Source organism: Sphingopyxis sp. GW821-FHT10B01 (genome assembly GCF_059415685.1).
In genome coordinates, this window is record NZ_JBWKNS010000001.1 from 355,848 (window position 1) to 374,954 (window position 19,107).

The window sequence follows — 19,107 nt, forward strand, 5'->3', positions numbered from 1 at the left end:
CATCGGATGGCCCGGCCCTTTGATCAAATCATCGGATCTTGCCCGAAAATCAGAATCTGGCGCGCAGCTTCACGCCGTAGAGCCGCGGCGGCGACGGATATACCGCAAAGCTCGCACTCTGTTCGGGGATCGGGAACGAGGTCACATTATAATATTTGTTGAAAAGATTTTCGACGTAGAATTCAACCGCGTAGTTTTGATCGGGCCCGAAATTGACGCCCGCCCGCGCATTGACGATCGTGTAGCCGTCATTGGTGGTGAACGGGACGCCGACCGGATCGTTGATCGTATTGGAGTCGCTGTTGCTCCGCCAATCGAGGTGAAGCAGGCCGCCGACATTGCTGCTGATCTGCGGGGTCCAGGTCACCGCACCGGTGACCACATGCTTCGGCGAATTGGTAAGCGGCAGACGGTTGTCCTCGCCGGCTGCCGGGTCCTTCACTTTGGTATCCACATAGGAATAACCGAGCGTGATGGAGAGATCGGAGACCGGACGAATGACCGATTCCAGCTCGACGCCCTGCGCCACAACCTTGTCGAAATTCTGGACGACGAAGTTGTTCCCCATGAAGGTCAGATTCTGATAACCGCTGAGCTCGGTGTAGAAAAGGTTGGCGTTGAACTGGAACGCCGAACTGAAATTGGTTTTCACACCGACTTCATAGGAATCGACATCCTCGTTGCCGAATTCGAGATCCGAAACCTGCGCACCATTGCCGCCCAGGAATCGGGTGTCGAACGAACCGCGATCGAGATTATAGCCGCCCGATTTATAACCGCGGTCATAACCGCCATAGACCATGACCCGGTCGTCCAGCTTGATCGACAGCTTCGCCGTGCCTGTCAGCTTGCTCTCGCTGCGCTTGCCCCGATAGATTCCGTTGAATTCGGGATTGACCACGGGGTTGCAGACCAGGTTGGTAATGGCGTTGCCAAGGCCTGACGGCAGGCCCTGCAATGCCTGACGATAGAGGCCGTATCGGGCGCTCTGCAACGTCGAGCAGGAAGGCAGGTTGGACTGCATATCGGCGTTCAGCTTCTTGGATTCGTGATTGTAGCGCAAACCCACGGTCAGCGAGACATTGTCACTGAACTTGATGATGTTGTGCGTGAACAGTGCAAAGGCTTCGGTGTTGACGCGGTAGCTGTCACCGATCTGGCCTTGCCCGGCCAGCGGAGCCGTCAGCGGGGTGAGGAAGGTGTCGAGCACCCCAGCCTGCGCCGCGGCAGCCGCCAGTTGCGGATTGGACGCAAGCAGCACCTGACCCACCAGCGGCGTGTTCGGCCTGGACCCGAAAACCTGGAATCCCGTGGGCCCGGGCACGGCTGCATCGGTCAGAGCATTGATAAACTGGTCCACATATTGCGCACCCTGCGTGCCGAAGCGGGTCCGTTCGGTGTATTTCAGCTTTTCATTGAGGTAAAAGCCACCGATCAGCCAGTCGAGATGATCGTCGAATGCGGTCCCCTTGAGGCGAAGCTCCTGCGTGAAATCACGCATGTTGATCGGCATATTTTCACGGTAGGCGCGGTCAACTCCGGAGAAATCGACATCCATGCCGCGGAGCGCCTTCCAGTCGCGCCATGCGGTGATCGAGGTCAGTTCCACGCCGCCAAGGTCCCAATCGAGCTGGCCAGACACGCCCCATTCGCGCATCTTTTCGGTCAGGTCGCGATTGGGCGAATAAGCGACCTCGCGCTTCTTGGGGTCGAAAGGCGTCACGATGCCGGTCAGGCCATTGGCGGCCGCCAGCCCCTGAATGACCGCGCTCGCGGCAAAGGCCGGCGTGCCCGGCTGGGCAAAGCCCGAGTTGGTGTTCAGCGCGCCGCAGCATTGTTCGTTGGTTTTGGCATAGTCGGCGATCAGGCGAAACGAGACGTCTTCGCTTTCGAACAATGCCTGTCCGCGCACCGACCAGCGATCGAGATCGTTGAAGCGACGATCGCTGTTCACATCCTTGATATAGCCGTCACGCTTGTGATAGCCGCCGTCGAGACGCAGGGCGACCTTGTCGGAAACCGGTCCCGTAACACCCGCTTTCAGCTCGATCTCGTCCAGATTGCCATAGCTCGCCTCGGCATAGCCGCCGAACTCGAAGCCGGGCTTCTGGGTGATGATGTTCAGGGCACCCGCCGATGTATTGCGACCGAACAATGTTCCCTGCGGTCCGCGCAGAACCTCTACGCGCTCGATCGGCGGCAAATCGGCAAGAGCGAGACCCGCACGCGCACGGAAAACGCCATCGACAAACACGCCGACCGACGGTTCGAAGCCGGGGTTGTCGCCCGCCGTGCCGATACCGCGGATGCGAAGCACCACGCCGCTGGCCGACGATTGGCCGGTCGTCGCCTGGAAGCTCGGCGCGATCTGGCGAAGCCCGCGAATGTCGCTGATTCCCGAGTTTTCCAACTGCTCCGAGCCGACCACATTGACCGCGATCGGAATATCCTGCGAGCGCTGTGCGCGACCCGTCGCGGTGACGATGATGTCGTTGCCATAATCGGTGACGTCGGTCGCGACCGACGTGTCGTCGGCGGGAGCGGTATCCTGAGCAAAAGCGGTAACGGGGGTGGTGCCGGCGCACAGCATGGTGGCGCCCAACAGGATGTTGCGCAAAGTCATGACGATGTCTCTCTCTCCAAAACCGGTGAAAAGCGCGGCCCATGGCCAAAGAGGGAGATGCCCCACCGGAACGTACTGCTGTAATATCGCTGCCCACCGCGTCAACGTGGAGCACATCAAGAGGGCCGATTTTCCCGCGATTAGTGACTAAAAAGCAACAGTTTACTCTACGGAAGACGCAACTTCCATCGCTTCAGGCTTCCATTTGTCCGCCGCATGCGGCCGGGCCATCGCATGGAGCGAGCCTCGAAACGAGGGACTTCGCTCAGCCAGGAAGTTCGCTCAGCCAGGAAGGCGGTCCGGCATATAGGGCTTCGGCATTTGGTCATAGACGAGGCGAAAGCCGACATTGCTCGTCCCCATCCCCGGATCGCGCCCCTGCCGCGACGCGGGACGGTAGCGCTGGCAATAATTGGGAGCACATAAATAGCTGCCCCCCTTTACCGTACGCGACGGCATGCCCGGATTCAGCGGGTCATAGGCGCTGTTCTCGTCTGGACCTTTGGGATTGTCCTTGTCGCCGGGATTGTGGCCGGGCTTGAAGAAGTCGCTGGTCACTTCCCAGACATTGCCAACCATATCGTAAAGGCCGTTGGCGTTCGGCTTGTAGCAGCCCACCGGCGACACGCCCTTGAAGCCGTCGGTTTCGGCATTGTAGTTCGGGAAGGCGCCCTGCCAGCTGTTCGCTTCTGCAGGCTGGACATTCTTCGACCGCTTGCCCGCGCTCGCCGCATATTCCCATTCGGCCTCGGTCGGGATGCGCCCGCCCGCCCATTTGGCATAAGCGGCCATATCGTCCCAGGCGAGGTGGACGACGGGTTCGTTCGCGACCTGATCGGGACCGGTCGGGCCATAGGGCTTTTTCCAGTTGGCGCCGGGGACATATTTCCACCAGTCGGAATAATTGTTCGACGGGAAATCGGGCGGCGTGAACACCGCCGATCCGGCCTTGAGCATATCGGGCGGAATCCGGTCGATGGGCACCTGAAACTGCTTCGGATCGACCGGTTTTTCGGCAACCGTCACATAATTGGTGGCTTTGACGAACCCGGCGAACTGACGGTTGGTGACCTCGTGCGGGTCGATCCAGAAACCGGCGACCGTCGTCGGCCGAACCGGCCCCTCTTCGGCATAGACATCGTCCTCGCCCATCGCGAACGTGCCGCCGGCGAGTTTTAGGGGGGTGTCGGCAAGCGGCGGGCATTGGCGTGGCGTCGCAGCGGCAACCGGCCTATCCTTGGGCGCATTGCCCTCGCTGCATGCCGCAACACCTGCCAGCAACGCCGCACCCAATATGGGAAACAGGATCGAACGGGTCATCATCTTCTCCACGTGAACCGGCCGACCGCCCGTTCAGCGAACATGGCTGAACGCCGCGGGCCGCCCGGTCAATGGGCAAGTCGCGGCCGGCGTCCGCCCGGTCCACACGCGGAGATGAACCGCGTTGGGCGCCGGCCTTCCTGCGGCCCCTTCACGGCAAGACGCAAGGCTCCTATGGCGGGACAGCACAAGGACCGACGCTCATCGACCGAGCCCGGGCCTTGCGGCACCGCCCATTCTTCCTGACAGGATTTGCCGATGTCGTGGCCAGCAGGTACGCGCGCACTTGTTCTTCTCAATACGAAAGCCCGGCAGGGTCAGGACGCGCTGCAACCCGTGCGGGACCGGCTCGAAGCCGGCGGTCTCAAAGTGACCGTCGAGCCGTTCGAAAATCTTCCCGAGATCGCGCGCGACGTTGCAAGGCTGCACCGCGAAGCCGATCTGGTCGTGGTCTGCAGCGGGGACGGTTCGATTTCCTCGGCGGCGCCAGCTGTCGTCGAGAGCGGGCTGCCGCTCGGCATCATACCGGCCGGCACAGCCAACGACCTCGCACGAACGCTTTCGATCCCGCTCGACTTTGGAGCGGCGGCCGATGTCATCGCAGACGGCCACCGGCGGCTGATCGACGTTGGCACGGTCAACGGACACGCCTTCTTCAATGTCGCGAGCATAGGACTCAGCAGCGAGCTCGCGCAGAAACTCGATCCGGCGATCAAGAAACGTTTCGGCCGGCTCGGCTATGCCGTTGCCGCGCTCCGCATCTTGATGGGCGCCAAACGTTTCCGCGCGAGGATCACCGAGAAAGGCCGCAGCACCCTGGTCGGAACCTACCAGATCGCGATCGGCAATGGCCGCCTCTATGGCGGGGGGAATGTCGTCGAGGAAAACGCGGCAATCGACGATGGCAACCTCGACCTCTACAGCCTCGAAATGCGAAACCTCTGGAAACTTGCGCTGATGCTGCGCGCCTTCCGGACCGGCACGCATGGCGCATGGAACGAGGTCCGAACGGCCCAATGCGTCGAATTCGACATCGAGACCCGCTTCCCGATGCCGATCAACACCGATGGCGAGATCGTTACCGCAACGCCGGCGCATTTCCGCGTTCTTCCGCGCGCGATAGCGGTTCTCGCGCCGCGCAACAGCCTCTCTGCAGCGCGCCAATTCCCATTCTATCACAAGTGACGCCGGCCGGCACAAAGCAGACGCGGAGGCATCCATCGCAGCTGCACGTCCATCGCGCACCCGATCGGCAATTCAGCGCGCTGCCGGCAGTCCGCCGCGTGCCAGTTCGGCGCGGATCCTGGCCGCATAGGTTCGTCCGACGCGAACTTCGCTACCGTCGACAAGCTCTGCGATCAGCGCCGAGAACCGCAGGCTCTTCAACCGCACGATGGCGTCCCGGCGGATGATCGCGCTACGGTGAACGCGGAGAAATGCGTCGGGAGGCAGGCGCTGCTCAAGCGCCGTCAAGCTTTCCTGGTGCAGATGGCTTTCGCCGTCGCTGAATATGCGAACATAGTCGCGCTCCGCAACGATATGGGTGACGCCTTGCAAGGAAATGCGCCTGTAATCTCCGCGCGACCGGACCCAGAAATCCGCTCCTGCATTTCCCGTCTGTTGCAACGCATGCCGCAACGACCGGACGATTTCCTGAAGCTCGTTGACCCTCTCCTCGTTCGAACTGGCGCGAAGCCGTTCGCAGGCACGACGGATCGCCAGATGCAAGCGAGCCGGCTGAAGGGGTTTGGTGACATAGTCGATGGCATGGGCGTCAAAGGCACGCTGGGCGTGGTGATCGAACGCGGTCAGAAATATCGTCACCGGCGCGGCGGTGCCAAGCTGCTCGAGAAGGTCGAAGCCGCTTCCACCGGGCAACTGTATGTCGAGCGTGATGATGTCGGGGCGTAACTGTTCGATCAGCACAATCGCCTCCCCGACACTCGCCGCTTCGCCTGCGACATAGATATCGGTCATTGTTGCCAGAGCGCGCCGGATGCGGCCGCGCGCCAGCGGCTCGTCGTCGATGATCAGGACCGAAAAGCCCGTCATTCGCACCGTAATGGCATTTCGATCACCGTCTCCCACGTCCCTTCGCCCTTATATCCTGCCGAGCATCGCGCCCGTTCGCCAAATCGTGCTGCCAGCCTCTGGCGCACATTGGCGAGCCCTATTCCCGTAGATGGAGATACGGTCGTTTCCCGATCCGTCGCAACGTCGTTGGTCACCCTCAATATCAGCATATCTCCGGCAGACCGCGCATCGACGCGCACCGTTACGGGCGTGCCAACCTGCCCCACGCCATGTTTGATCGCATTTTCGACGAGGGGCTGCAGGATCAGGCTGGGTACCAGCGCGCTGCGCAACAAGTCGGGAATATCGAACGCAAAGTTCAGCCGGTCGAAATATCGCTCGCGCTCGATCGCCAGATAGTCCTGCTGCAACGCGATTTCCCGGTCCAGGACAATATCGCTGAACGGGTCCAGCGTCAGCGTCGTTCGCAAAAACTCGGACAGGACAACGACCATATGCTTGGCATCCTCCGGCCTGCCTTCCTCGATCAGCGCCGAGATCGAATTGAACGTATTGAACAGAAAATGCGGATGAATCTGGTACCGCAGCGCACGCATCTGTGCGGTTAGCGCCTCTTCGCGGATGGCGGCGAGCCGCCGTTCCTGTTCGCGCACCTCGAAGCTGTAGAGCATCGCGACATAGAGGCATGCCCAGCCGAAGAAAAATGAACTGTTCTGAATCAGGCTATAGACGAAATCATGGAGCGCAAACGCCGGTTTCTGCGGCCACATGTACCAGGAGGCGATGAGGAAATCGATGGTCGCGGAAAAGGGTGAACAAAGCAGGGTGAGGACGAAGCACAATACCGCCTTGTGCAGAAAGGGCATGTCGCGCCACCGGAAGATAAGCGCCGAAATCCCGAAGGTGATGGCAATACTCGCCGCAATCCAGATCAGTTTTCCGGGCGCCGAGATCCATGCATCGACTCCGACGAAATGCCAGAGAAGGCTCGCGATCAGGAAAACCGAAAACCAGTAAACCGCTCCAAGCTGGCGGGTCATCCGGCGCAGTTCGGTCCGCGCAACCGATTCGTCCTTCAGCGGGCTTTGGCGGTCGGCATTCATCGCAGTCTTATTTGCATATTGCCACGACAAGTCGAGTGTCGTTCACGGCATTTCCAAGCCATTCGCAGATTTTCCTCGCCGCTCGATGATCAAAGACAGCCGGTCACCGAAATCTCCTTTGGGGGAGCCTGTCGTGCCTGCGAAGACCGCGCAAAGGTCGATACCGACCCTGTACTCCCGACGATCACCATGATCGCGCCGCCAACGGAAGATTGTGATGCGTAATGCCATTCTCGCAATTGCCCTGATCGCCAGCCCGGCCCTCGCCACGGCGCAAACCAAACCCGTCAGTTCGATGGTCCCTGCATCCGGCACGAGGGCGACGAGCGAAGGCGGGCGCATCGCTGCCGGCGGACCGGCCGGCAGCGCCGCCATGCCGGCAGACAGCATCGCTACAAACAACCCTGACGTTTCCAAGGGAATGGCGGTTGCAGGCAATTCCTTTGCCGCAAAGTCCAGAAACAAGAGCGTTGTGGACAGAATTGGCGGCACGCCCGGCTTCTGAAGCCAGTGACCGCAGTCGTCGCCTTTAAAACGAGGTTCAGACCGGACTTCACAAGAATATGGGATTAGCATGCCATTCGATACAAACAGGAATGTCCTGAAAAAGTCCGCACTGACCTTCGCGCTTGTCCTTGCCGCCACAGTCCCGGCGCAGGCCAACCAATGGCTCGTTTACACCGGCGGCGAGCGGCCGAACCGCACCTTCACGGTGATCGACGAGGATTATATCAGCCCCGAATTCAACAGCGACACCAGTTTCAAGGTCGAAGCCGCGACGATCTACGAAGCCCAGTCACAGCCCGACTGGAGCACCGCCAACTATCATGTCGACTGCATCAAAAAGACGCTCCGCATCGATCTGGTGCAGATCAGCCCGCGCGATGGCGCACTGCGCCGCGGGCCCGACGTTGCCGACCACGCGCCCGCCAATGTCACCGAACATCAGATCATCACCTTCGCCTGCGACAAAGGCCAGAAAAAGGGCGCGCAGCGGGCCAGCGAGCGCGAGGCGAACAACGACCCGCGCAACTTCATCTATCTGGGGCCGATCAGCCTGCCCAAGGTGGTCGATGTCGCGTGGGAGAAATTGTGGACCGACGGAAAGCGGCCCGGCTACAGCAGCAATGTCTCGATCGCCGATCAGAACGCCCAGGTCGAAAAGATCATGAAGGAAAAGCAGGCGCTCGTCGCGCAGGCAGGCGCAATTGCCGAGCAGAGCCAGCGCGACGCCGACGCGATCGCAGCCTCGCAAAAGAGCCGCAAGGACCGGATGAAGCGCGAGAAGGAGGTTGCGCCTGCACTGGAAGAATGGATCGGTAAGAGCGAAGCGGAGGTGACGGCGGCATTCGGCGCCCCGGCAAGCAGCAGCGACCGCGGCGCGTTGCGCGCGCTAGTCTATCGCCGGACCCACAGCGAAACCTATGATGCGCAGGTCGGACAGGTGGGCAAGACCGGCTATTTTGAAAAGCGCGAGAATCAGTTCCACTGCGATCTGACCTTCGGTTTCCGCAACGGCATTCTCGAGGATTATTTCACCGAGGGCGACCGGTGCCAAATTCTTTGGGGCCCTCGGTAATGGAGGCTGGTTCAAAGACCATATTGCACCGCTGAATGGTGGCGCGCGGTATATCGGGGTGCCCGCCCGGAATCGGTCCCGTCGACCATCTTCGGAGGCCGTGTGATCGCCAACACTTCTCGCATAGACGGTTCGGGCTATGGTGAGCCATATCAACTACATAGGACAAGCCGCATGATCCGTTTCTTCGATTTGCGCCGGGTTGGGCAAATGCTCGTAATTGCGCTGGCATGGTGCCTTTGGCCCGCATCGGCGCAGGCACAGCATTATCCTTGTAACGGCCCTGGCCCCGGCGAACGGCTGGTCGGGATGGTGCCGGGCGGCCCGGGTGTCGCACCGACACCGCTGTGCGCGCGCGACGACAGCGGTGGAGCACCTGCGCAGCCCCAAGCGCCCAGCGAAAACCATGCGGCCATTGCCTGGCATGTCGACGCCGCCGATGTCTGGGTCGACGGCAATTACACCGGCGCCAATAATGTCGCCGAGCAGGGTGCGCTCGATGCCTGCAACAAGGTGATGGGCGGCGGCTGTACGTCGGCCGGCACATGGTGGAATTCGTCGATAGCGATCATCCGCGACCGGAACGGATATTTCTATAAGGGCTGGGCCGGCGATGGCGGCGCGGAACGCGACCGGGTGATGGCCGAGTGCTCGGCCAAGCAGCTACTGCCGTGCGAGCTGTTTGCAACCATCCGCGCCAGCACCAACCGGCGCTTCCCCGGCTCCGCAGTCCGCAAATATTTTGCCGCTTCGGCGTGGGTAGCAGGCGGTGTCGATGACGGATATAATTCCCGACTTTATGTCGCGAGCGGCTACCGCAACGCCGACGCCGCGACCGCTGCAGCAATCAAGGCATGCAGCGATGCGACGGCCCGGCCGTGCGAAAGCAATGCGCTAACCGGCAACGGGTTCATACAAGCCTATCGGATGAACGGCAGCGGCGACAGCGCGACCGTCGAGACATCGGCCAAGCGGGCGCAGGAAGCAGCGCGGGTGAACTGCAAGAAGCAGAAGGGCACAAGCTGCGAACTCCAGGCGCTGTTCGACAGCCGCAAGTCCGGCCTGTTCGTGCACGATTTCGCGCAAGCAAAAGCTCCCTAGCCGCCACTCGCCCGTCCGCGCCTGCACGGTGCGCAGCAACAATAACAGCGAAGACGAGAGGGTGTTTCGATGGTCTGGAATCTCGGATATCTGGTCGCTATCGCGCTGGCCAGTTTTACCGGTCCGCAGGAAGGCGCTGCAAACCCCCTGCCTGCCGCACTTCCCGACCGGATTTCCTATGCCGGTACCGGCAATGGCTGGACCGGCGGGCGTACCGAATGGTGGATCGATCCTTCGGGGCGCGGCGCGTATCGCACAACGATCCGCAGCGCGTGGGGTGGCAAGTTCAACGCCGGGCCGGCGGCCTTCGAGCGCATTCGCGCTATATTGCAGCCGCTTGAGGACGTGCACGAACTACCGTGCGACCGCGCAGTCACCGACCAGGGGGCGGGTACGCTCAGCTGGCGCCGCGGCGATCGTGAAACGTCGCTGCGCTTCGATTTCGGCTGCAATTTTCGCCAACCGGATGCGGCCCAGGCGAAACTGGGTGAGGCAAGCGAGCTCGTCCAGCAATGGGCGCGGCAGAAATGACGCGAGGCTTCTCGCCCCGCCGCGCGCGCTCATTGCGGTTCGAACCCGGGCAGCCGCGCCTTGTTGACCAGGCCGGGCCACATCATGAGCGCGCTGGCAAGGCATAGCACCGCAACGGGAACGACAAGGGACCAAAGCAACTGCGTGCCCACGTTGTCCGCCTGACTCAACCACAGGCCGGTCAGCACGCCGGAAAAGCCGGGGCCGATCTTCGACGTTGACGTAAACCACCCATAGGCACGGGCCGCGACCGCCGGGTCTTCTCCTGTCCGCATGCGGGCGAGAAGCTCGGAGAAGGATGACCATGCAAGAAGACCAACCCCGCCGAAGGACAGGCCCAGCAAGGCGAGGACGATCATCATGCCGACCGGCCCCTTACCGATCGCCGCCGGAAGGCAAAGAGCGGCAACGGCGCTTGCCACATAGGCAAAGCCCAGTGCCCGTGCCGATCCGATCTGCGCGGCGAGTGGAGACCAGAGGCCGATCGCCGCAAGGCGCGCCAGCGCAATCAGCAACAGGGCATAGCCGAATAGCTGCTCGTTCAGGGCGTCGGCGTGGAGAATCGCCTTGCCCACCGACGCCAGTGCGGCGAAGCCGAGCATCTGAGCAAAGCAGAAGAGCACAAAGCCGCCGGGCGAAAACACGGTGGGAACAGTTGCGCGAACGCGCGGCCGGGCAACGACCATGAGGCGGGTCGTGCGAACCAGCCAGGGAAGCGGTACCAGCAACAGGCAGGCAACAGCGGCGACTGTCATGAACATGATCTGCGCCGTACGCGGCGACGCGGACGCTGTTCCGACCACGGGCAGAGCGGCCGTCGCGATCGCAAGCGCCGTCACCGCGCTCAGGGTCGACCGCCAACGTGCGACGATCAGATGGCCATGGACATGGGCGAGCATCGCTGCGGTGGCATTGTGGGGAACATCCAGCAGGGAAAAAGCGGTTCTGAACAGAAAGAGCGCGGCGGCTGCCGGAAGCAGCGCATCGGTCGGCAACCACGGCAAAAGCGCAAAAGAGAAACAGGCCAGCAAGCCAGCCAGACCGCACAGGCCCGGCAGGGCCATCCGGATTGCCGGTACGCGTTCAATGCCATTTCCCCAAAGCCCGTCAATCGTCGCATTCCAGAAGGACGAGAGGACGAAGAGCGTTCCGGCCGCGAAGGGCGGTATCTGGACGATCTTTACCAGAATGAAGAGGCTGAAAGCGTCGGTGCCGGCCCACAACAGGCTCTTGCCGGCATGTGTCATACCAAAGGCGATCGGGAGGAGCCGGTTCGGGGTCACGACCGCGGCGGGTAATGCGCGCGCATGACAGTCCGGCGACAAGGCCGCGCCAACCACCTGCCCCCGCTGGACTGTTCGGCGTCGAACGATATGCAGGGGAGATGACCAGTCAAACCGATCGAAACACCGCCCGGGCAGCAGAGGGCAATATGGCAATCCTCGACGCTGCCCGTGCCGTGATCGCGCAGCGCGGCCTCGCAGGGATGAGCCTGCGTACCGTCGCGGAGTATGCGGGTGTCTCGGTCGGGTCGATCAGCTATCGAATCGGCGATCGCGGCGCGCTGGTCGCAGCGATCGTCGACCGGGAAATCGAGATCATGGCCGCTCTTGCGCAAGACCGGCTGGCGCGACTGGGAGCGATCGACGCGGTTGCGGCGGGAATCCTCCCCGACCTGATCTGCGAGTGGCTGGACCTTGGCGAACGCAGAACCTCCGCGATCGTCGGGTGCGAACTTGCCCTTCTGGCGAGCCGGGACCCGCAAGCGCTCCCCGAACTGGAAATCCTGTTCAACGCCGGAGAGACCTTCTGGCGCGACCTCCTCGGCGCGACGCCCGGTGGATCGGCATTGGCCAGACGAATCGCGAGCTATTGCATCGACGAACAACCCTTTTCCCTGCTGCTGTCGACAAACACCGATTATCGGCTTTTGCGGCAGTCGACGGTGCGCGGCCTCCTGCGGGACGACGCGGAATTGGCCAACAAGGATTGGAGCAACTGGCACATGCTGCTGGTTGACCGGCTGGCGGAACCGGCCTCCGCCGCGCTCGACAAGGCCGCGGGCATACCCGAAGGATCGAAGGCCGCGATCGCCGAGCATATCGCCGACGTCATCGTCGCGCAGGGCGTCGGTGCCCTGTCGCACCGCGTCGTCGCCGAAGCGTCCGCGATGGCAGCATCCAGCGTCGCGCATCATTATCCCACTCAGCGCGATATCCTGTTTGCCGGGGTCGAGGCGATCTATCGGCGGATGCGCGCGAACATACAGGCGACGGGCGGCAGGGCGCCCGGCGGCGGCGAAGTCATTCGCCTCACGCATGAAAGCGCGCTCACGGCGATCTGGAACCCGGCCTTCCTTCCCTTTGCGATCGATATGCGGCGGCGGCGGGCCGAGAATGTCCATGTCCAGATCGCGGAGGGACTGGGCATTTCTCCAAATTCCGACCGTCCGCGCGTCCAGGCTATGGTCATGGCGCTAATGGGCAACAGCCTGCGCAGGCTGGCGACAGGCCTGACGCCCATGCCCGCTACAGACGCCGCCGAGACATTTACCGATAGCCGTACATATGTTTTTTAACTGAAATTTTATTGGATAAAATTACCGAACCATCGTCTTAAATCCGTCATCGACCAAGACTAGTGCGCCTCCCAACGGTTCAACGGGACGGAGCGACCAACATGTCTGTTTTTGACGGAAAACGCAGTTTCTATCTGGTATCGACGATGCTGATGGCGGGCGTCAGCCCCCTGGCTTCCGGCACCGCTTTCGCGCAGGAGGTAACGAACGAATCGGGAGGATTGACCGAGATCGTCGTCACCGCCGAAAGGCGCGCCGAAAGCAGTCAGAAAGTACCGCTGGCGATCCAGTCGATCAGCGGCGAAACGCTGGCGAAGACCGGCTACACCTCGATCACCGACCTTCAATATACCATGCCGGGCGTCCAATATGACCCGACCCAGGGCGCGGCATTCCAGATCCGCGGCGTCGGCAGCACCTCCTTCGACTTTTCCAACGCCAAGTCGGTCAGCGTCGTCGTCGACGATGTCGTCATGGACGGCCAGCGCGCCAACGGCCTGACCGGTCTGGTCGACATCGAGCGCGTCGACGTGCTGATGGGGCCGCAAGGCACATTGTTCGGAAAGAATGCGACATCGGGCGTCATCGCGGTGACAACGGGCAAGCCCCGCATCGGCGACACGTCGGTGCGCGCCAGCGCCAGCTTCGGCGAGCATGACGAACGCATTCTCAACGCCACGGTCAATATTCCGCTTGGCCCGATCGCCGCGCTGCGTGTGTCGGGTTTCGATCAGGCGTTCGACGGTTACGGCCGCAATGTGACGCTGAACCGCAAGGTCGGATCGCAGCATGAATATGGCGGGCGCGCCAAGCTTTATCTCGAGCCTTCGGACAGCTTCAATCTGACGCTGTCGGGCGACTATGCCTATCATTGGGACAGCAGCGTCCGCACGCCGGTGTCGGGCCAGCCCGCCAACGTCACCGCGATCCTCAACAAACTCGGTGTCTTCCCCGGCCCCAAGAGCGCCGACACCGCCGACTCCTCGTTCGGCGAAATCACCACCGAGGAATGGGGTGCGTCGCTGCGCGTCAATGCGAAGCTCGGCGAGCTCGATCTGACGTCGATCAGCGCTTATCGCCGCACCCGCTACGACAATTCGACCCCCGCCAATCTGACGCCGGTCGACCAATATGCGTATATCCCCTTCAACCTCGGCTATCTCGACACCGACAAGGTCAGCCAGGAAATTCACCTTGCTTCGCCGACCGGCGGCTTCGTCGAATGGCTGATCGGCGGTTTTTACAACAATCTGAACGCGCGACAGACGCAGCTGCAATGGGCGACGCTGGGCGCGCCGCTCTATGATGCCAATGGCGTGCCCCGGCCAATGCTCGTTGCGCTGACCGGTGCGATCGGCGTCAATGCCAATGCGTCGCTCTTCGACGCGCAGAACGAGACAATGGCGGCCTTCGGCCAGATCAAGTTCAACTTCACCCCGCAGCTCAGCCTGACGCTGGGCGGCCGCTATACCCACGACAATAATTCGCAGCGGCTGGATTTCGTCACCGTCGATCCGGTGCGGGTTGCGGGCTATACGCCGACCTTCGTCGGATCGAGCGCCGCGCCGGCAATCAACTATGGCAAGGTGTCGGGCGACAATTTCTCGTACCGCATCGCGCCGCAATATCAGATCACCAACAATGTGATGCTCTATGCGAGCTATTCGACCGGCTACAAACCGGCGGGCATCGCCTTCGTCGGCAACAAATATGCACCCTATCGCGACGAGACGGTGAAGGCGTGGGAAGCGGGCATCAAGTCCGAATGGTTCGACCGCCGCCTGCGCGTGAACGTCGATATCTTCCGCTCGGACTTCAAGGATTTTCAGGCGACCATCCTGACCAAAATCCCCGATGGTGCGGGCGGCTTCCTCAATGCGACCGTCATCGGCAACGCCGGCGGCCTGCGCACGCAAGGTGTCGAAGGCAATGTCGCGGTGCAGCCAGTGCGCGGGCTCACCCTGTCGGGCGCGCTCACCTATACCGACGCCAAATTCACCGACTATGTCTATAACGCCACCACCGACTATACCGACACGCGCCTGACCAACTCACCCAAATGGGCAGGCACCGCGGCGATCGACTATGAAACCGAGTTCGGGTCGGGCTTTGGCGTGCGCGCCCATGCCGACTATGCCTATCGCAGCGAATATTGGACCGTCGTGGGCCAGCCCGACTATTCCAACGTGCCGGGCTATGGCCTCGTCAATGGCCGCCTGACCTTCTCGCTTCCGAACAAAAACGTCGAGTTCGGCGTCTATGGCCGCAACCTGTTCGACAAATATTTCTCGACCGGCTGGCAGGTCTACGGGGCGCTCGGTCTGCTTCACTACACGTCGCCCAACGCGCGGCGTACCGTTGGCGCCTTCGTCAACGTCAGCTTCTGATTGCCGGAACGGAGACAGTCGATGCACAAGAAAATCATTGGCGGGCTGGCGGTGGGGGCACTCCTCGCGGGCACCGCGGCGGCGCGAGAGTCCGGAGCAACCGCCGCCCCTGCGGACTCGTTGCGAATCAACCAGATCCAGGTGGTCGGCACCCACAACAGCTATGCGCTGCCGGCCGACCCCCGCGTCATGGCGTTGATGGCGCCGCGGCTGGCCGCGTTGATGCAGTCGATGGTCAAGATGATGTCGCCCGCTCAGGCGGCAGCCATGCAGGACGAGCATCCGGGCGGACTGACCGACATGGCGCAGACGCTGGACTATGTGCAAATGCCGCTTCAGGCGCAGCTCCGCAGCGGCGTGCGCAGTCTGGAAATCGACCTGCAGCCCGACCCCGCGGGCGGCATCTACGCCGATCCGCTGCCCTATCGCCAGCTGCGCGAACAGGGTGCCACCGACCTCGCGCCGATCTACCGCAACGAACTGACGAGGCCCGGCATGAAGGTCTTCCATGTCGCCGACCTCGATTTCCGCAGCCAGTGCCCGACCCTGCGTTCGTGTCTGACGTTGCTCCGGCAATGGTCGGATTCGGAACCCGACCACAGCCCGGTCTTCATATTGCTGGAGCCCAAAATGTCGGGCCTTGAACGAGCCATCCCCGGCGCGACCACGGTCCCGCCGTTCGACGCGGCGGCGTTCGACGAGATCGACGACAGCATCCGCAGCATATTGGGCCGCGACAAGGTCTTCACCCCCGACGATCTTCGCGGCGACATGGCGACACTAGAGGCGGCGGCGCTCGCGAAGCGTTGGCCAACGGTGGCGCAGGCGCGGGGCAAATTCCTGTTTCTGTACCTTGTGCCGGGTATGAACCTCCCCGCCTTCGCCCCCTATCTCGACGGGCGTCCGTCGCTGCAGGGGCGGATGGCCTTCGTGCAGGGCAAACCCGGCATGGCCCACACAGCCTTCATGCTGTTCGACAATGCGCTGACACGCAACGCCGAAATCCGCAGCGCCGTCCAGAAGGGTTATCTGGTCCGGACCCGCGCCGACATCGACACGGCTGACGCCCGCAAGAATGACGGCAGCCGCAGGGATGCTGCACTGGCAAGCGGCGCGCAGATCATTTCGACCGACTATCTGACCGCTCCCAACGTCTATGCGAATGCGTATCACCTCGCGCCCTTTCCCGGGGGGTGGCGGTGCAATGCGCTGGCGGCCCGCTGTCCACCGCCCCGGTAACCTTCGCTCGAAACCCCGTCGCTCGACGGACGATGCACGTGCTAAATCTGCCCGGGCGACGGACCGTGCCGTGACACATGCTTCCGCCCAAAACGCAGTCCTGGTACGTCGCGATGTCATTTTTCGCCGAGGTCACCTCCGGTAGCAAAAGCGTCATCAACGCATGAAATAGGCCCGCCCCTGAGGACAGCCGGCGCCGCGAACATACGGTCTCGCGGCGCCTTGTGCTGATTAGGGGGTATGAATGTTTCAGAAATCTGTGTCCGTTTTCGCTTTGGCGGTTGCCTGTTTGAGCTGCGTCACGCAAGCGAACGCGCAGGACGCCGCATCGGGAGATGTGGACAATGGCGACGCTGGCGAAATCGTCGTGATCGGTAGCGGCCAGACCCGGTCGGTTTCGACTCTGCTGCCATCGAACCTCGAGGTGTTGCCGCCGGGTGCCAGCGCGCAGAAGGCACTGAATTTCCTGCCGGGCGTCAGCGCACAGTCGATCGACGCGCTGGGGGTCAACGAAAAATCGCTGACGCTTCAGGTGCGCGGTTTCAACACCACCCACCTCGGCTATTCGCTCGACGGGATGCCGCTGGGCGACGGGGCGTATAACAATTACAACGGCCTCAGCATCAGCCGTGCGCTGATTTCCGAGAATCTCGGCCGCGCCGAACTTGCAACGGGCATCGCCGGCCTCGCCATTCCTTCGACCAGCAATCTTGGCGGCGCGGTGACCTATTTCTCCAGCGACCCGCGCAAGGATATGGGCATCACGTTCAACGGCAGCGTCGGCAGCGAACGCGCCAAGCGTGGCTTCCTGCGCTTCGACACCGGCGAGCATGGCGGTTTCTCGGCCTATGTCTCGGGCCAGATCCATGAATATGACCTGTTCGTCGATCAGGCCGCCTACAACAAGTCGACCGGCCGGCAGTTCAACGGCAAGCTGGTCTATGAATTCGACGGCGGCAAGATCACGGCCTTTGCCGACATCTCGCGCACCAATCAGGCCAGCGACGCCTATATTTCGAAAGACATGCTGAACCGCCTCGGCTGGGATCAGGGCGGCTATGCGCCGAATTGGCAGGCCTATCTCGACCGCGCCTATTGTGCGGTCACCGGCCCCACGGCGCCGACCAAATGCAAGGATTCCGTTTCGCCCGAAAAGCGTTCGGACGTAACCTTCACCAACGGCCAGATCCTGCGCGACGACAATCTCTATTATCTGACGGGTGAGTTCGACATCACCCAGTCGCTCGGCCTGCGCGTCCAGGGCTATCATCACAAGAACAAAGGCGCCGGCAACAACTGGATCATGGGCTGGTCGAAGCAGGGCACCGCGGACACGTCGGACGACGTGCCGGTCCAGATCCGCGACACGCGCTACACCATCGACCGCAGCGGCGTGCTCGCCAGCCTGAGCTGGGAAGCCGGCTTCAACCACATGCAGGCCGGCATGTGGTTCGAGGATAATACGAGCAGCGCCGCGCGCTACATCTGGACCAACGTCAAGGGCCCCTTCAGCCTCGCGCAATATCTGAAGGGCCAGCCCGACACCGCACAATGGGTGCAGGAAACGCATTGGAAGACGTGGCAATTCTACGCCCAGAACACGATGACGCTGCTCGATGACGCGCTGACCATCGATTTCGGTTTCAAGAGCACCTATTCGAAATCCGACGCCCGCGCGATCCCCGGCATCGCCAAGGCAGCGCCGCCGGCCTCCACCCAGTTCGCAAGCGGCACGCTGGTCGCCAAGGATAATTTCCTGCCCGAAGTCGGTGTGCATTGGGACGTCGCGCCCGGGCACGAGCTCTATGCAAGCTATGCCGAGAATATGGCGATGTTCCAGGGCGGCTTCAAACTGGGTCCGCAGTCGGTATCGCAGGCCGTATGGGATCTGCAGGGCAAATATCTGAAGCCCGAGACGTCGAAAAGCTTCGAGGGTGGATATCGTTATGTCAGCGGGCCGCTGCAGGTGTCGCTGGCCGCCTATAATACAAACTTCGACGAGCGCCTGCTGCAATATAATCCCTGCCCGACCAACCAGCAGCAGAACCCGGGTTGCGGCAACAGCTTCCACAATGCCGGCGGCATCACCAGTCGCGGCGTGGAACTCGGCGTACTTTGGAAACCGGCGCCTTGGCTGAACTGGTATAATTCGGCGTCGTACAATAAATCGACCTATGACGAGAATCTCGACTGGTGCACGGGTGCGACCTGTGTCGTGAAACCGACAAAGGGCAAGCAGCAGGTGGATACGCCGAAGGAAATGTTCGCCAGCGTGCTGACGCTGTCTGGCCGCAACCTCTCGGCCTCGCTGATGGGCAAATATACCGGCCGGCGCTATTACACTTACACCAACGACCAGAGCTTCAAGGGCTATGCCACCTTCGACCTCGGCCTCGTCTACAAGTTCGGCGATATGGGCCCGGTCAAGGGTGCGAAGCTGGCACTGAACGTCACCAACCTGACCAATAAACGCTATGCCGCGAACTTCGACAGCAGCGTGTTCGCGCCCGACGACGCGCCCGGCAATCTCGTCGTGTTCCACGCCTCGGCGCCGCGCCAGGTCTTCGGATCGCTCAGCTTTGGCTTCTAGGCGAACACGCGCAGCCGCGCTG

General features: G+C 62.0%; 14 protein-coding genes. 9 read left to right on the forward strand and 5 right to left on the reverse strand.

From position 1 onward, the window contains the following. Positions 1 to 49 precede the first annotated feature (49 nt). Positions 50 to 2,623 (reverse strand): TonB-dependent receptor, encoded by a 2,574-nt coding sequence (locus AC07NV_RS01540; protein ID WP_495164573.1) that lies wholly within the window; start codon positions 2,621 to 2,623, stop codon positions 50 to 52. 282 nt (positions 2,624 to 2,905) lie between these two features. Further along, positions 2,906 to 3,943, reverse strand: a complete 1,038-nt coding sequence (locus tag AC07NV_RS01545) for a formylglycine-generating enzyme family protein (protein ID WP_495164574.1) — start codon at positions 3,941 to 3,943, stop codon at positions 2,906 to 2,908. Positions 3,944 to 4,201: 258 nt separating this feature from the next. On the opposite strand from AC07NV_RS01545, the gene AC07NV_RS01550 reads away from it, so the two are divergent. Beyond that, positions 4,202 to 5,128 carry a lipid kinase gene (locus AC07NV_RS01550; protein ID WP_495164575.1) on the forward strand — a complete coding sequence of 309 codons (927 nt, stop codon included), beginning with the start codon at positions 4,202 to 4,204 and terminating at the stop codon, positions 5,126 to 5,128. A gap of 72 nt (positions 5,129 to 5,200) precedes the next feature. Here AC07NV_RS01550 and AC07NV_RS01555 read toward each other — a convergent pair whose 3' ends face one another. Together AC07NV_RS01555 and AC07NV_RS01560 are read right to left on the reverse strand one after the other, a co-directional pair. Next, positions 5,201 to 5,995, reverse strand: coding sequence for a LytR/AlgR family response regulator transcription factor (locus AC07NV_RS01555; RefSeq protein ID WP_495164576.1), 795 nt, complete (start codon positions 5,993 to 5,995; stop codon positions 5,201 to 5,203). Beyond that, positions 5,992 to 7,080: a sensor histidine kinase gene (locus AC07NV_RS01560; protein WP_495164577.1), complete on the reverse strand. Its 1,089-nt coding sequence runs from the start codon at positions 7,078 to 7,080 to the stop codon at positions 5,992 to 5,994. The genes AC07NV_RS01555 and AC07NV_RS01560 overlap by 4 nt, the downstream gene beginning before the upstream one ends. Positions 7,081 to 7,297: 217 nt before the next feature. Between AC07NV_RS01560 and AC07NV_RS01565 the strand changes: the two genes are divergently transcribed. The 4 genes from AC07NV_RS01565 (at position 7,298) to AC07NV_RS01580 (ending at position 10,291) form a co-directional block, all read left to right on the forward strand. After that, complete coding sequence (locus AC07NV_RS01565; protein WP_495164578.1) at positions 7,298 to 7,585, forward strand: hypothetical protein; 288 nt, start codon at positions 7,298 to 7,300, stop codon at positions 7,583 to 7,585. Positions 7,586 to 7,654: 69 nt separating this feature from the next. After that, complete coding sequence (locus tag AC07NV_RS01570) at positions 7,655 to 8,659, forward strand: hypothetical protein (protein WP_495164579.1); 1,005 nt, start codon at positions 7,655 to 7,657, stop codon at positions 8,657 to 8,659. Positions 8,660 to 8,833: 174 nt separating this feature from the next. Beyond that, entirely contained in the window at positions 8,834 to 9,760 is a 927-nt protein-coding gene (locus tag AC07NV_RS01575; protein WP_495164580.1) for a DUF4189 domain-containing protein, read from the forward strand. A 69-nt stretch (positions 9,761 to 9,829) separates the two neighbouring features. Further along, entirely contained in the window at positions 9,830 to 10,291 is a 462-nt protein-coding gene (locus AC07NV_RS01580) for a hypothetical protein (protein WP_495164581.1), read from the forward strand. A gap of 29 nt (positions 10,292 to 10,320) precedes the next feature. Here the strand turns inward: AC07NV_RS01580 and AC07NV_RS01585 are convergent, their stop codons facing one another. Further along, positions 10,321 to 11,574, reverse strand: a complete 1,254-nt coding sequence (locus AC07NV_RS01585; protein WP_495164582.1) for an MFS transporter — start codon at positions 11,572 to 11,574, stop codon at positions 10,321 to 10,323. Positions 11,575 to 11,675: 101 nt separating this feature from the next. Here AC07NV_RS01585 and AC07NV_RS01590 point away from each other — a divergent pair, with 101 nt between their 5' ends. The 4 genes from AC07NV_RS01590 to AC07NV_RS01605 all read left to right on the forward strand — a co-directional run bounded on the left by AC07NV_RS01590 (position 11,676) and on the right by AC07NV_RS01605 (position 19,085). Beyond that, positions 11,676 to 12,869: a TetR/AcrR family transcriptional regulator gene (locus AC07NV_RS01590; protein ID WP_495164583.1), complete on the forward strand. Its 1,194-nt coding sequence runs from the start codon at positions 11,676 to 11,678 to the stop codon at positions 12,867 to 12,869. A gap of 101 nt (positions 12,870 to 12,970) precedes the next feature. Then, entirely contained in the window at positions 12,971 to 15,256 is a 2,286-nt protein-coding gene (locus tag AC07NV_RS01595) for a TonB-dependent receptor (protein WP_495164584.1), read from the forward strand. Positions 15,257 to 15,277: 21 nt separating this feature from the next. Further along, a complete protein-coding gene (locus tag AC07NV_RS01600; RefSeq protein ID WP_495164585.1) occupies positions 15,278 to 16,495 on the forward strand; it encodes a Ca2+-dependent phosphoinositide-specific phospholipase C in 1,218 nt (405 codons plus the stop codon). Positions 16,496 to 16,739: 244 nt separating this feature from the next. Then, a complete protein-coding gene (locus AC07NV_RS01605) occupies positions 16,740 to 19,085 on the forward strand; it encodes a TonB-dependent receptor (RefSeq protein WP_495164586.1) in 2,346 nt (781 codons plus the stop codon). Positions 19,086 to 19,107 lie beyond the last annotated feature (22 nt).

Excerpts from the sequence above, each read along its gene's own strand:
- AC07NV_RS01540 (WP_495164573.1), bottom strand. The coding sequence starts at position 2,623 with ATGACTTTGCGCAACATCCTGTTGGGCGCCACCATGCTGTGCGCCGGC.
- AC07NV_RS01570 (WP_495164579.1), top strand. The coding sequence starts at position 7,655 with ATGCCATTCGATACAAACAGGAATGTCCTGAAAAAGTCCGCACTGACC.
- AC07NV_RS01595 (WP_495164584.1), top strand. The coding sequence starts at position 12,971 with ATGTCTGTTTTTGACGGAAAACGCAGTTTCTATCTGGTATCGACGATG.
- AC07NV_RS01575 (WP_495164580.1), top strand. The coding sequence starts at position 8,834 with ATGATCCGTTTCTTCGATTTGCGCCGGGTTGGGCAAATGCTCGTAATT.
- AC07NV_RS01550 (WP_495164575.1), top strand. The coding sequence starts at position 4,202 with ATGTCGTGGCCAGCAGGTACGCGCGCACTTGTTCTTCTCAATACGAAA.
- AC07NV_RS01600 (WP_495164585.1), top strand. The coding sequence starts at position 15,278 with ATGCACAAGAAAATCATTGGCGGGCTGGCGGTGGGGGCACTCCTCGCG.
- AC07NV_RS01580 (WP_495164581.1), top strand. The coding sequence starts at position 9,830 with ATGGTCTGGAATCTCGGATATCTGGTCGCTATCGCGCTGGCCAGTTTT.
- AC07NV_RS01545 (WP_495164574.1), bottom strand. The coding sequence starts at position 3,943 with ATGACCCGTTCGATCCTGTTTCCCATATTGGGTGCGGCGTTGCTGGCA.
- AC07NV_RS01555 (WP_495164576.1), bottom strand. The coding sequence starts at position 5,995 with ATGACGGGCTTTTCGGTCCTGATCATCGACGACGAGCCGCTGGCGCGC.
- AC07NV_RS01605 (WP_495164586.1), top strand. The coding sequence starts at position 16,740 with ATGTTTCAGAAATCTGTGTCCGTTTTCGCTTTGGCGGTTGCCTGTTTG.
- AC07NV_RS01565 (WP_495164578.1), top strand. The coding sequence starts at position 7,298 with ATGCGTAATGCCATTCTCGCAATTGCCCTGATCGCCAGCCCGGCCCTC.
- AC07NV_RS01590 (WP_495164583.1), top strand. The coding sequence starts at position 11,676 with ATGACCAGTCAAACCGATCGAAACACCGCCCGGGCAGCAGAGGGCAAT.
- AC07NV_RS01560 (WP_495164577.1), bottom strand. The coding sequence starts at position 7,080 with ATGAATGCCGACCGCCAAAGCCCGCTGAAGGACGAATCGGTTGCGCGG.